The sequence below is a fragment of the Parabacteroides sp. genome (genome assembly GCF_977054455.1).
Genome location: NZ_CDRTCT010000027.1, coordinates 23,946 through 37,470 on the forward strand (window position 1 = coordinate 23,946; position 13,525 = coordinate 37,470).

Below are 13,525 nucleotides of genomic sequence, written 5' to 3' on the forward strand. Positions count from 1 at the left end.
AAACAAAGAACATGAAAAAGTCAATTATATCACTGTGTGGCTTGCTGTTCTTCGCAGCACAAAGTTGTGACGTACTGGATAAAGATCCTGTCGAATTCGTCAGTACGGAAGAAACTTTTGCAAACGCCACCGAAGAAACGCTGCAATCCTATTGCAACAACTTATATCCCGACTTGCTCAGCGGACATGGAGCTTTCAACGGATACAGTTTCGGAATGCTGGAAGGAGATTTCCAATCAGACAATATTCTGCCGTGGAGTCCTAACAGCGTAGCATTCAGCCAACATTCAATTTCCACAAAAGATGATCAGTGGAAATGGGAAATCATTCGTGCCTGCAATGCATACCTTGAATACTATGAGCTTGCACCGGTTGCCGAAAGCATCAAACAACATTATGCCGGTGAAGTTCTATTTTTCAAATGTATGGATTATTTCAACAAAGTGCGCCGTTTCGGTGATGTACCTTGGTATGACCATGTTCTGATTCCCGGTGATGAAGACTTGTATAAGGCACGAGATTCGCGTACGGTTGTTATGGCCAACGTATTGAAAGACATCAACCAAGCCATCGCTTGGCTACCGACCAAAGCAACAACAGGCGTCAGTCGCGTCAGCAAAGATGCCGCTTTGGCATTGAAAGCTCGCATGTGCTTGTTTGAAGGGACTTACCGCCGCTACCACAACATCGAGGGAGACACGGAATTCCTGCAAGCCGCTTACGACGCAGCCGGCGAACTGATGAAACCGGAATACGGCTATTCGCTGTTCCAAGGCTCCAGCCCCAGCCAGGCATACCACGAGTTATTCATCCAGGCTGATTATGAAAATAACCCGGAAATCATTCTTTCACGTGAATACGACCCGGCACTGGGCGGAGCAAACAACGTTTCCCGCATGATAGGCGTAGGTGAAACTCCTATCGGATTCAGCCGTGACGCTGTCGAAGATTACCTATGTGCAAAAACAGGAAAACCGATCACACTTTGCGGATGCGAAGGCCATACGACCCATACGACGCTGGTAGCCGAACTCAACAACCGCGACCCGCGCCTGCTTCAGACTGTCGACTCTCCGGAAGCGGGAGAACATAGCTATCTGCTAAATGGCAAACGTGCAGGTATCAGCTCTCTGCTGCCGGGACTTTACAATTCATCCACCGGTTATGCAGTTGCTAAATTCTTCAATCCGGCGGAATACTCGACTGTCCACCATCAGGGCACGCTCGATGCTCCTTTGTTCCGTTACGCAGAAATCTTGCTGATTCGTGCCGAAGCCGGTGCCGAATTGGGCTTAGATCCGGAATTGAACAAAACGGTCAATGCCTTGCGCGACCGTGTTGGTTTCACTCATCATTTGACAGCCAATCCTGAACAAGACCCGAAATTGGTGAAAGAATATCCGACTATCAAAGGTTCGAATGCAAACCTGATCCGTGAAATCCGTCGTGAACGCCGTGTAGAACTGATGGCCGAAGGTTATCGCTATTCAGACTTGATGCGTTGGGCTTGCGGTCTGCGCCTGAACGAACCCAAATTAGGTATTATCCCAGATAAAGCGACAAACAGCGATGATCCGACAGCCTACACGGAAGAAGAGTATAAGACTCTTGAAACCCAATTAGGTTTTGTCAATGGAGCACTTGATGTTTACACCAAGCGCGTAACCAATCCGGTTCCGAATTTCATCGAACCTAAAAACTATCTGTTCTCTATTCCGACAGATGAAATCGGTTTGAATCCGAATCTGGTACAGAATCCGGGGTGGGAACTATAAGACCATTTCCATACTGAATATTTCCGGAAGGTCCATTCTTCACAACAGAAGGATGGGCCTTCTTTGTTGGTGGATTACACCTCCCTAATCAGGTTTTTCAAAGTCAGCCTTCACACCTTATAAACAATTCATATACAATAATTTGCTGTGAACCCTGTGAACTTGGAACCGTTTTTTTAAGTCCGGCTCTCCCAAGTTCACAGGGTTCACAGCAATCAGCAGACATATAACAGAAGACTACCACCTTTTTCTAAACGAATAACGACTCTTTTCACAACCGGAAAGCATCGTCGATCACGTCAATAGTCTTCCTCATTCGCCAGATTCCACATATTCAGAAAAGAGGCTTTTGTTATGTCGACAATCTTATCCCAGTTGATCTTTTCCACATGGTCGCCCGGCATATGATAGTCAGGATGGCCGTCCGTATGATACCAGATGACCGGGATATCCAGGAGAGCGAACGAAGCGTTATCGCTCCCTCCTACCGGTTTATCCCACGGACGATAATCAGGCGCTAAATTCAAGCCATATTTCTTGATATCGTTTTTCAGCCAGTCGCCAAACACAGGATGCGCTTCCGTATAGAAATAAACGACATGCGTCGGTCTGGACTCGTCATTATTACGGCCTATCATGTCATAATTCAGATATCCTTTCACCTTATCCATCTCCGGGAATGTCTGCACGAAATATTTGGAGCCTAACAAACCTTTCTCTTCGCCATCCCAGAAAGCGAAAATAACGGTCCGCTCCGGTCGGACACCTGTAGCTAAAAACGCCTTAGCGACCTGCAGGACAGCCGAAACCCCCGAAGCATTGTCGTCGGCCCCGTTATAGATCCGGTCGCCGTCCAGCATCGGGTCAAAGCCGAGATGATCGTAATGGGCACCGATAATCACATATTCGTTCGGGTTCTTACCCTCGATCTTTCCCAGGATGTTGTTCATCGACAGCTTTTGGTGGACACCTTGTTTCAACTTCGCGACCGAATCCGGATGGACCTGGAAACGGCCTTTCTTCTGCCGTTCCTTATTATAGGCCTCGAAGGGTTGGTAATAGGATTCGAACAGAGGCTCAATCCCCATCGTTTTCAAATTAGATACAATATATTCACCGGCAATACGCCCACCACGGAAACCGGCTTCACGACCTTCCAGAGCATCGCTTGCCAGAAAGCCGATATAGGCCTCGGCATTTGCCTTGTTAATGACATCCAGTCCTTTCTTTTCGGGCGACTCGGCCCACAACGCAGCACTTAGTGCAATAGAGACTAAGAATAATCCCGTTTTTCTCATTTCGATATTGTGTTTTACAGATTATAGTTTTTCTATCCGGACAAAGATAAATAAAAAAAGGCCAAACTCCGCTATCACATAAGCGTCGAATGCCTCCTACATTTATCTCTCACCCGTCTTTCTAAAGACTACGGTGAAGAGACTACATCTACAAAATTATTTACTGTTTACTACTCAATTTTTAGAGCTTTCGCTCATTTGGCTCATCAATCTGCGGATCTCAGCATTTACTCGCTGACACATTGAACCATTTCCTACTGACTGATAACGATCAGCCTGATAACGCAACATCGCTAAAGTACGCATACTTTTTTCGTTTTCTCTCATCATCATAATTTTACTCATTTAAGTTCTCCACGCTTGGAGAACGATTAATAATAACTAAACCTAAACTTTCTTTTTCTTTTTGTTTACAGTGCAAAGATAAGTATTTTATTCGAATTTATGCTGTAAAACATACATAATATTTGTCATTTAACCACATTTAGGTTTTGATTAAATACTTTTCGCCTCGATTTATCTAAACGACAGTAGCCAATTCTCCTGTAGTCGAGTCGATTACAAAGCCCCGGACCGTTATGTCTTTCGGGATCAGCGGATGTTTTTGTACTTGGGTCACTGTTTCACGAACGGAACCTTCCGGAGTGTCGAATCCGCGCAACCACGATTTGAAATCAATGCCGCAGTAACGCATCATATCGATATGTTCCGAAGGAATGCCTCGCTTTTTCATCACCTCGATCATCTGTTCGCTGTCCATATGCTTGGCACCGCAATCGGTATGACCGATAATCATGACTTCCTCCACTCCTAATTCGTAAATGGCAACCAGCAGACTCCGGATCACACTTCCGAAAGGATGGGAAATAATCGCCCCTGCATTCTTGATGATCTTGACATCACCGTTCTTTATGCCCAAAGCTGCCGGCAGCAACTCCGTAAGGCGCGTGTCCATACAAGACACAATCGCAATTTTCTTATCAGGATATTTATTGGTGATAAACCGTTCGTATCCTTTATTCTTTACAAATTCACGATTAAATTTCAATAACTCGTCTATCATGCCCTATCTATTTATATATGTAACAGTTCAAAATCAAATAATGTTGAAATGTTTCAACGCATTGTATACGCCGTTCTCGTCGACAGAAGTCGTCACATAACCGGCTGCACTCATCACATCTTCGGCCGCATTTCCCATAGCGACCCCGATCCCTACATGGCCAAGCATCTGGATATCATTGCCACCATCGCCAAAGGCCATACATTCGTCCAGACCGATATGGAAATGTTCGAGCATCTTGTCAATCCCGACCCGTTTACTGCTGCCAAGCGGCACGACATCCGTGAAAAGAGGATTCCACCGCGTGGATTCACAATGGGACAAGACCTTCATAATACGTTTCTCCTGCTCTGCCGTAAAAAAAGCGATCAACTGGTAGACCGTCTTTCCATAGATATCCTCGATCGGACGGATGGGAGGAGCCGGAAAGTTCAACAGATGAAATACATCGTTTACCGCTTTATCCGTATAGTTCATGAAAATCTCGTCTTCCTGCACGAAGGCACAAGGGAACTCGCCTTCCTTTTCCTGGTAACGCACCAAAGCTTCGATATCCTTATCGGGAATGCTGTGCTTATAAATCACATCGTTCTTTCCGGCAAACACATAGCCGCCATTCAAAGTCACATAACCATCGAACTCAAGATCGCCCAGATTGTTAATCGAACGGCGATGGCGACCGGTTGCTATAAATATTTTTATTCCCTTCTTCTTCAACAACTCGATCGCATGAAGGGTGGATTTCGGGACAACATGTGTTTTAAAGCTGACCAATGTTCCATCGATATCAAAAAATACTGCTTTAATCATAACCTGAACTCATTACCTTTTAAAACCTCAACAAAGGTAAGAATAATTACGGATTTCCAAAGATCATATAAAATTTGTATATTTGGACGCTGAAACATTTTATTTGCAAACATGAAAGCACATCTCTACTTATTGACGATACTATTCATATCCGTTCCATCCGTCTTTGCACAGGAAGTCGAAAAAGAAACCGTCCCCGGACAAGAGCCGACTCTGGTCGAACGACTTACGGGAGGAAAAAAAGTGATTGAAAGCGCAGAAATGAATTTCCAGCTTTTTACTTCGGCGAACGCGAATTTCACCGGTTCCGATTTCGACGGCATGAACTTCAAACTGAATCGTGTCCGGCTGGAAATAAAAGGGGATGTATGGAAGAACCTATCTTATCATTACCGGCAGTCGTTCAATAAATATTCGGACCCTTATTCGCTGGACAACCTTTCGTCCTCGCTCGAACTGGCTTATGTCAACCTGAAAGTACATGACAAGTTCGGTTTTACGATCGGTAAACAGTTTGTCAATTTCGGAGGATACGAATATTTTGTCAATTCGATAAAAGTCCGTGAGTTCAGTGAGTTCAACAACCTGCTGACCTGCTATCAGGCAGGTATTTCAGGCAACTGGCAGATCAATCCGGACCATGAACTTTGTTTCCAGATCGTGAACAACCGAAGCGGACAGGATGATGAAATCTATGCGACCGGATTGCCGGAGAACACACGGGAAGCTAAAGTGCCTTTCATGTACACGGTAAACTGGAACAGCTACTATTTCGACCGTGTCCTGCAACTCCGCTACGCTGCTTCCGTGGGACAACAGACCCAAAAACGTTATTCTTATTACTTCACCTGCGGCAACACGATCGAGAAAGGGCCTCTGCTGACCTATCTGGACATCATGTACACCCGGCAGGGATTGGACCAGCACGGCGTTATCAGCCGCCTGCCGGAGACAGCCCGGACCGCCTGCAACACCGAGTATCTATCGGTCATCGCCGATGTCGACTACCGGATTCACCCGCGCTGGAATGTCTACGTGAAAGGCGCTTATGAAACCGGAAGAGTCTACAAGGCGAACGGGCCGTTCGCCAAAGGTATGTACCGCCGTTCCTGGAATGCACAGAGCAGCCTCGAATTTTTCCCGATCAAGAACAGCGATCTTTTCATCTTCCTCCTTTACACATATCGCGGTGTGAAGCTCGAAAAAGCCGCCTTGGATATGGGAGCAATCGATCCCGACACGCACCGTATCTCGTTGGGGCTGGTCTATTCGATTCCGGTATTTTAGGTTGTTTCTAAATTACAATAAATAGACATCATTTATATCCAGTTTGAATTGCAGACCGAGAAACTCAGCAGCTTTCCTGCAAAGTAGCATCCGGCCGGTAAAAATCTCGAAATAGTCCATCACGGCACAGATTTCGGTGTTGATTTTCAAATCGAGGGTAATCGTCTTCAAGTCCGGTTCCAGAATGACTTCCGACTTCTCGGCTGCATAATTAACCCGGTCATGGATATCGAAATTAATCGTGGAACGGTTGCGGACACGGCTACGGCGTACATCCGTCTTATCAGCGATTATCAAAGCGGCAGCAACGGCATTTACGGCAGCAGCCGTCTGTTCGTCATGATTCCCGATAGCAGTAATGACGGCTGCCACATCTTCAGGCGGCATCCCCATCTTATCCAGAATACGGAAAGCCATCATAGCCCCGCTTTGGGCGTGGTCGATGCGGTTCACCACATTGCCTATATCGTGCATGAAACCGGCGATACGGGCCAATTCCACCTCATGCGCATCATATCCTAACTTCTCCAATAAATCCCCTGCGACTTTCGCCACCTTCGTGCAATGGGCAAAACTATGCTCCGTATAGCCGATTGCTTTCAACGACTCGTCCGCTTGTTTGATATAAGTCCGGATCTCTTCGGAATTGCGGACCTCTTCATATGTTACATTCATATTTTTATCTTTACTCTATATACATCAATTAAACACAAGCATATCCCATTTTGTTCTGCCGGAAAACCAGAAGAGCATGAATTTCATGTTTCAAAAGCCTTTTACCGAGCTTTTTAGGGAGAATAAAAAAGCGGAATCCCATCACGAGACTCCGCTTTCTGTTTTATCCGGGTGAAAAAGGATTTCCACCCTTAGATGATCAAAATCAAATTATTCTTCTACGCTCCAATTTTCAGCAGCCATACGTTTGTAGCTACGCAGACGCCATTTGGCGTTTTCTTCAGCGGCAGCAAACAATTCGGCAGCCTCAGCCGGATACTGTTTTGCAACAGATGCGAAACGAACTTCACCTTTCAGGAAGTCCTGGAACTTGCTCCAATCCGGTTCTTTGGAATCCAATGTGAACGGGTTCTTGCCTTCAGCTTCCAATGCAGGATTGTAGCGCCACAAGTGCCAGTAACCACATGCAACAGCTTCTTTTTCTTCAGCCTGAGATTTACCCATGCCTTTCTTCAAACCGTGGTTGATACAAGGAGCATAAGCGATGATCAAAGAAGGACCGTCATAAGCTTCAGCTTCGCGGATAGCCTTCAAGGTCTGAGCCTGGTCGGCACCCATAGCGATCTGGGCTACATAAACGTAACCGTAAGTCGTAGCCATCATACCCAGGTCTTTCTTGCGGACTCTCTTACCGGCAGCAGCAAACTTGGCGATTGCACCGACCGGAGTAGCCTTAGAAGACTGACCACCTGTGTTTGAATAAACTTCAGTGTCCAGAACCAGGATATTCACATTCTTGCCTGAAGCGATCACATGATCCAAACCACCGTAACCGATATCGTAAGAAGCACCGTCACCACCGATAATCCACTGTGAACGTTTTACCAGGAAGTGGCTCAATTCCTTGATCTGAGCGCAAACCGGACAACCGGCAGCGATACCTTCTTCAACGAAAGCAAGGATCTGAGGAGCCAATTCCTTTGTCTTATCGGCATCGTTTTGGTTGGCAACCCATGCAGCAGCAACTTCCTTAGCTTCAGCAGGAGCATGTTCGCCGGCAACGAGCTGGTTCATCAAACCTGTCAAACGTGCACGCATCTTTTCATTAGCCAGTTCCATACCCAGGCCAAATTCACAGAAGTCTTCGAACAGAGAGTTAGCCCATGCAGGACCTTCACCCTTTTCGTTCGTCGTGTAAGGAGTAGAAGGAACAGAACCTGAATAGATAGAAGAACATCCCGTAGCGTTAGCAACCATTTCACGGTCACCGAACAACTGGGAAATCAGTTTTACATACGGAGTTTCACCACAACCGGAGCAAGCGCCGGAGAACTCGAACAACGGAGTAGCGAACTGAGAATTCTTCACGTTAGACTTGATGTCTACCAGACTCTGCTTAGAGCTTACGTTAGCCACACAGTATGTCCAGTTGTCAGCTTCAGCCAACTGGCCTTCCAGCGGAGCCATAGACAACGCCTTGTTGCCCTTGAATCCCGGACAGATATCGGCACAGTTACCGCAGCCCAGACAGTCGAGGACGTCAACCTGCATACGGAACTTCATGCCCTTCATAGTAGCCGGAGCTTTCACATCCAACATCGGGAAGTTTGCACCCTTCTGTTCTTCGTCATTCAGAACGAACGGACGGATAGAAGCATGAGGACAAACATAAGCACACTGGTTACACTGGATACAGTTTGCCTCATTCCAAACCGGAACAAATGCAGCGACACCACGTTTTTCATATTTTGCAGTGCCCTGATGCCATGTACCGTCTTCGATCCCCTTGAAAGCAGAAACCTTCAACAGGTCGCCATCCTGTGCATTGATAGGACGAACCACTTCGTTGATGAATGCAGGATCGTTGTTTACAACCACTTCATCATCCGGCAGGTTAGCCCATGCAGGATCGACAGTCAACTGGTTGTATTCGCCACCACGGTCAACAGCAGCATAGTTCTTGTTTACAACATCTTCACCCTTCTTGCCATAAGACTTCACGATGAATTTCTTCATCTGTTCGATAGCCAGATCAACAGGAATTACACCTGTGATACGGAAGAATGCAGACTGCAGGATGGTATTGGTACGGTTACCCAAACCGATTTCCAATGCGATCTGTGTAGCGTTGATATAATAAACCGTGATATTTTTCTGAGCGAAATAACGTTTTACACGGTTAGGCAGGTGTTTTGCCAATTCTTCGCCATTCCATACTGTGTTCAGCAAGAATGTACCGTTCTCACGCAAACCGCGAGTCACATCGTACATACGCAGGTAAGCCTGAACGTGGCAAGCCACGAAGTTCGGAGTGTTTACCAAATAGGTAGAACGGATCGGATGATCACCGAAGCGCAGGTGAGAACAAGTGAAACCGCCGGATTTCTTAGAGTCGTAAGAGAAATAAGCCTGGCAATATTTATTTGTATTGTCACCGATGATCTTGACAGAGTTCTTGTTGGCACCGACAGTACCGTCTGCGCCCAAACCGTAGAACTTAGCTTCGAACATGCCTTCGCCACCCAATGCGATTTCCTCTTTCTGAGGCAGCGATGTGAAGGTTACGTCATCCACGATACCGATCGTGAACTGGTTCTTCGGCATCGGCAATGCCAGGTTTTCATATACGGAAAGAATCTGGGCAGGCGTTGTATCTTTGGATCCCAGACCATAACGGCCGCCTACGATAACCGGAGCATCTTCCTGTCCATAGAAACAGTCTTTTACATCCAGATACAGAGGTTCGCCTACTGCACCCGGTTCTTTTGTACGGTCCAAAACAGCAATACGCTTAGCAGTCTTAGGAACAGCAGCCAGGAAGTGTTTGGCCGAGAACGGACGATACAAATGAACGGAAACCAAACCAACTTTTTCACCCTTAGCCGTCAAATGGTCGATAGCTTCGCGTGCAGCTTCCGTTACAGAACCCATTGCAATGATGACACGTTCTGCATCTTCTGCTCCGTAATAATCGAACAAACCGTATTTGCGGCCTGTGATCTTGGAGATTTCGTTCATATATTCTTCTACGATAGCAGGAACTGCATCATAGTAAGAGTTGCTTGATTCTCTGTGCTGGAAGAAGTGGTCAGGGTTTTCAGCCATACCGCGTGCAACCGGAGTTTTCGGGTTCAAGGCGCGTGCGCGGAATTCGGCCAGCGCCTTCTGGTCGATCAGCGGAGCCAGGTCTTCATTTTCCAATGCTTCGATCTTCTGGATTTCGTGAGATGTACGGAAACCGTCGAAGAAGTTCATGAACGGAACGCGGGATTTGATCGTAGCCAAGTGGGCAACACCGGCCAAATCCATCACTTCCTGTACAGAACCTTCAGCCAACATGGCGAAACCGGTCTGACGGGCAGACATTACGTCCTGATGGTCACCGAAGATACACAGTGCATGAGAAGCCAATGTACGGGCAGATACATGGAATACGCAAGGCAGCAATTCACCTGCGATCTTGTACATGTTCGGGATCATCAGCAACAAACCCTGAGAAGCCGTGTAAGTCGTAGTCAGTGCACCAGCCTGCAATGAACCGTGAACTGCACCGGCAGCACCACCTTCAGATTGCATTTCCTGCACCATTACAGTTTCGCCGAAAATATTCTTACGTCCGGCAGCAGCCCATTCATCTACATATTCTGCCATTGTAGATGACGGAGTGATGGGGTAAATCGCAGCAACTTCACTGAACATATAGGAGATATGTGCAGCAGCCTGGTTACCATCACAGGTTAAAAATTTCTTCTGTTTTGTCATAGACTCTTACTATTAGTATTTAAAAAGATTTCAATATAAAAAGCCGAAAAGCCAAAGCGGAATCATGTTGTCCTCTCCCACTTCGACCTTATCGATTGCATAATACAGATCAGGATTGTTCTTCACTTTCATGTTTTCTTCAATCCTGAAGTTATACCTTCCATTGACCAGGAAATGTGCGTTCTTCCCCCCCTCATTCAATTTATTGTCCTTCAGGAGCTGGTTGTAAAAGAATGATTCGCGGACAGACTGCATATTCACTTCCATCGGCCGGATGGGATACATCAGATTGGAGTTGTACATATATACTTTAGACGGTTTCTTGGGGAACGCCTCTCCCACCGGATAAAGCATATTCATCAAACGGGCATCGGCCAGATATTTGATATAGTTCATCACGGTGGCCCGCGAAGTCTCTATATCTTTGCTCAACTGGCTCACGTTGGGCGTACAAGGGGCGCTTGTCGCCAACAGGTAAAGCAGCTTGCGCAATTTCGGCAGATAGCTCTGTTCGATTTGTTTTATGTATAACACGTCTACTTCCAACATCATATTCATGGTCTTCAACAGGTTCTCCGAGAAATTGCGTTTCTCCAGAAAGAAGGGATAGAAACCATGATGCAGATAGTCCTGAAAGTATGCCATCGGTTTTCCCACCGAGCAGATACCTTTCGCGATCTCCTGATGGCCCGCCAATATTTCTTCAAATGTATAAGCCGGGAAACGGTTTCCGGACATCAGATTAAAAAATTCCCGGAATGAAAAACCTCGCAGGTTATACGAAACCACCTTGCCTGACAGGTCGGGATTCTCCTCTTTCAACCGCATGACGGAAGAACCCGAAAAGATGATCTTCAAGTCAGTGAAGTTATCGTAACAATAGCGGAGTTCTTTCGACCATCCCGAATATTTGAACACTTGATCGATCAGCAGCACTTTTCCTCCTTTTGCCCTGAACTCAGAAGCAAAATCGACCAACGTACGTTCCGTAAAATAAAAATGATTCAGATTTATGTAAAGACACTCCTTATTGTCCGCGCCAAAATGCTCACGGGCATAATCCAGCAGAAAAGTCGTCTTTCCCACTCCGCGAGAACCCTTAATGCCGATCAACCGGTCATTCCAGTCGATCTCATCCATCAGTCCTCTGCGAACCGGCGAATACAAGTGTTCTACCAGGTATTTATGTGTTTTAAAGAATGCTTCCACCTATATTTATTGCTATATCGGTGGCAAAGTTAGAAAATATTCTATGTTTTGCAATACCGAGATAGCAATTTTATTTATAGTTGATAATTTAAAGTTGGCAGTTGCCATATCAAATGTTTACATTCGCCTTTACAATTGCCAACTTCACAAAGATCCGGATTACTCGATTACCGTTACCCATCCATAGGTGTCGGGTTCGTCGCCATACTGGATAGCACGCAGCTTATTGTATAGCTTTTCACAAACAGGACCCGGCTTGCCGTCTTTTGCTATCACATAAGATTTATCGATATCCAAGTCGTCGATCTGTGAAATCGGAGCGATAACTGCGGCTGTTCCGCATTCGGCAGCTTCGTCGAATGTCGCGATCTCTTCGACCGGAACAGGACGGCGTTCTACCGTCAGGCCCATGTCGGTTGCCAACTGCTGCAAACTCTTGTTCGTGATGGAAGGCAGGATAGAATGGGATTGCGGAGTGATATAGCTGTTACCACGGATTCCGAAGAAGTTGGCCGGACCGCATTCGTCCAGATATTTCTTTTCTTTCGGATCCAGATATAAGACAGCGGCATAGCCCAACTCATGAGCCTTTTCGCCCGCAACGAGGCTGGCGGCATAGTTACCACCGACCTTGATCGTACCGGTTCCCTGAGGGGCGGCACGGTCGTAATCGCGCATGATACATACTTTGGAGGGTTTGAAACCTCCCTTGAAGTACGGTCCCACCGGCGTTACAAACACCATGAACATATATTCGGGAGCCGGCTTCACACCCACCTGGGCGCCCAAACCGATCATCAACGGACGGATATATAAAGCAGCCCCGCTTTCATAAGGCGGCACAAAACGTTCGTTCAGTTTTACGACCTTGCGGACAGCTTCTTCAAACTTCTCAACGGGCAGCTCGGCCATTTTGATACCACGGCTGGAAGATTGCATACGTTTGCCGTTCTCATCCATACGGAACACACGGATCTTGCCGTCCTTCCCTTTGAACGCCTTCAATCCTTCAAACGACTCCTGTCCGTAATGCAAACATGTGGCAGCCATATGAATATTGATGATCTCGGAAGAACTTACTTCCAGTTCGCCCCATTTACCGTCCCGATAGTAACACCTTACATTATAGTCTGTCTTCATATAACCGAATGACAGATCAGACCAATTAATATTTTCCATCTCTTATCGTAATTAGATTATTGACAGGCAAAGGTATTAATAAAAAATGAAAAACAGCAGCCGCCGCCTTATTTAATCCTGCAGGAAAATAATCGCGCAGGTTGTCGCGGTATGCGTGTCATGCGCCAAGTATATTGCCACATTTCCACCTTATTGTATTTCATGCCACAAAAACCATTGGTCCAAATCGAAACTACTACCCCATATAATTCGATTTTCTACCCCATATAATCCGAATTACCCGCAAGGGTAATATTTTTTAATAAACGGTCATTTTCACACAAGATTAAATATCAACAACTTACAACAAATCACATTTCAAGGGGGGGGGATATTGTATTTTTCAACCTCCTTGCCATCCGGTAAAACCGGTAAATTTCTTTTCTCCATAATAAAGAAGAACAACATGGAATTCAAGGCAATATTCGAATAAACAAAGCAAAGTGACAAACTTTACTGTTTTTTTA

Annotated in this window: 10 protein-coding genes; 2 read left to right on the forward strand and 8 right to left on the reverse strand. The window is 46.1% G+C overall.

Features of this window, described 5'->3' with window-relative positions; genetic code table 11:
* Positions 1-11 precede the first annotated feature (11 nt).
* Positions 12-1,775, forward strand: coding sequence for a RagB/SusD family nutrient uptake outer membrane protein (locus ACW6QF_RS14075; protein WP_456088281.1), 1,764 nt, complete (start codon positions 12-14; stop codon positions 1,773-1,775).
* Positions 1,776-2,074: 299 nt separating this feature from the next.
* Here the strand turns inward: ACW6QF_RS14075 and ACW6QF_RS14080 are convergent, their stop codons facing one another.
* From ACW6QF_RS14080 to ACW6QF_RS14095, 4 genes are all read right to left on the reverse strand, one after another.
* The gene (locus tag ACW6QF_RS14080; protein ID WP_456088282.1) at positions 2,075-3,073 is read right to left on the reverse strand and encodes a M20/M25/M40 family metallo-hydrolase; all 999 of its coding nucleotides are present in this window, start codon (positions 3,071-3,073) and stop codon (positions 2,075-2,077) included.
* Positions 3,074-3,247: 174 nt separating this feature from the next.
* A complete protein-coding gene (locus ACW6QF_RS14085; RefSeq protein WP_008157311.1) occupies positions 3,248-3,406 on the reverse strand; it encodes a hypothetical protein in 159 nt (52 codons plus the stop codon).
* 187 nt (positions 3,407-3,593) lie between these two features.
* The gene (locus ACW6QF_RS14090; protein WP_456088283.1) at positions 3,594-4,136 is read right to left on the reverse strand and encodes a beta-class carbonic anhydrase; all 543 of its coding nucleotides are present in this window, start codon (positions 4,134-4,136) and stop codon (positions 3,594-3,596) included.
* A gap of 33 nt (positions 4,137-4,169) precedes the next feature.
* Positions 4,170-4,946, reverse strand: coding sequence for a Cof-type HAD-IIB family hydrolase (locus ACW6QF_RS14095; protein WP_456088284.1), 777 nt, complete (start codon positions 4,944-4,946; stop codon positions 4,170-4,172).
* Between the two features lie 111 nt (positions 4,947-5,057).
* On the opposite strand from ACW6QF_RS14095, the gene ACW6QF_RS14100 reads away from it, so the two are divergent.
* Positions 5,058-6,233, forward strand: a complete 1,176-nt coding sequence (locus ACW6QF_RS14100; RefSeq protein WP_456088285.1) for a porin — start codon at positions 5,058-5,060, stop codon at positions 6,231-6,233.
* A 12-nt stretch (positions 6,234-6,245) separates the two neighbouring features.
* Here ACW6QF_RS14100 and ACW6QF_RS14105 read toward each other — a convergent pair whose 3' ends face one another.
* From ACW6QF_RS14105 to ACW6QF_RS14120, 4 genes are all read right to left on the reverse strand, one after another.
* Entirely contained in the window at positions 6,246-6,908 is a 663-nt protein-coding gene (locus ACW6QF_RS14105) for an HD domain-containing protein (RefSeq protein ID WP_298552918.1), read from the reverse strand.
* A gap of 210 nt (positions 6,909-7,118) precedes the next feature.
* Positions 7,119-10,670 (reverse strand): pyruvate:ferredoxin (flavodoxin) oxidoreductase, encoded by a 3,552-nt coding sequence (gene nifJ / locus ACW6QF_RS14110; protein WP_456088286.1) that lies wholly within the window; start codon positions 10,668-10,670, stop codon positions 7,119-7,121.
* Positions 10,671-10,700: 30 nt separating this feature from the next.
* The gene (locus ACW6QF_RS14115) at positions 10,701-11,879 is read right to left on the reverse strand and encodes an ATP-binding protein (protein WP_456088287.1); all 1,179 of its coding nucleotides are present in this window, start codon (positions 11,877-11,879) and stop codon (positions 10,701-10,703) included.
* Between the two features lie 159 nt (positions 11,880-12,038).
* Complete coding sequence (locus tag ACW6QF_RS14120; RefSeq protein WP_298552915.1) at positions 12,039-13,058, reverse strand: branched-chain amino acid aminotransferase; 1,020 nt, start codon at positions 13,056-13,058, stop codon at positions 12,039-12,041.
* Positions 13,059-13,525 lie beyond the last annotated feature (467 nt).

Bases quoted from the DNA above. Each gene is read 5' to 3' on its own strand.
- ACW6QF_RS14075 (WP_456088281.1), top strand. From the start codon at position 12: ATGAAAAAGTCAATTATATCACTGTGTGGCTTGCTGTTCTTCGCAGCA.
- ACW6QF_RS14080 (WP_456088282.1), bottom strand. From the start codon at position 3,073: ATGAGAAAAACGGGATTATTCTTAGTCTCTATTGCACTAAGTGCTGCG.
- ACW6QF_RS14085 (WP_008157311.1), bottom strand. From the start codon at position 3,406: ATGATGATGAGAGAAAACGAAAAAAGTATGCGTACTTTAGCGATGTTG.
- ACW6QF_RS14090 (WP_456088283.1), bottom strand. From the start codon at position 4,136: ATGATAGACGAGTTATTGAAATTTAATCGTGAATTTGTAAAGAATAAA.
- ACW6QF_RS14095 (WP_456088284.1), bottom strand. From the start codon at position 4,946: ATGATTAAAGCAGTATTTTTTGATATCGATGGAACATTGGTCAGCTTT.
- ACW6QF_RS14100 (WP_456088285.1), top strand. From the start codon at position 5,058: ATGAAAGCACATCTCTACTTATTGACGATACTATTCATATCCGTTCCA.
- ACW6QF_RS14105 (WP_298552918.1), bottom strand. From the start codon at position 6,908: ATGAATGTAACATATGAAGAGGTCCGCAATTCCGAAGAGATCCGGACT.
- nifJ (WP_456088286.1), bottom strand. From the start codon at position 10,670: ATGACAAAACAGAAGAAATTTTTAACCTGTGATGGTAACCAGGCTGCT.
- ACW6QF_RS14120 (WP_298552915.1), bottom strand. From the start codon at position 13,058: ATGGAAAATATTAATTGGTCTGATCTGTCATTCGGTTATATGAAGACA.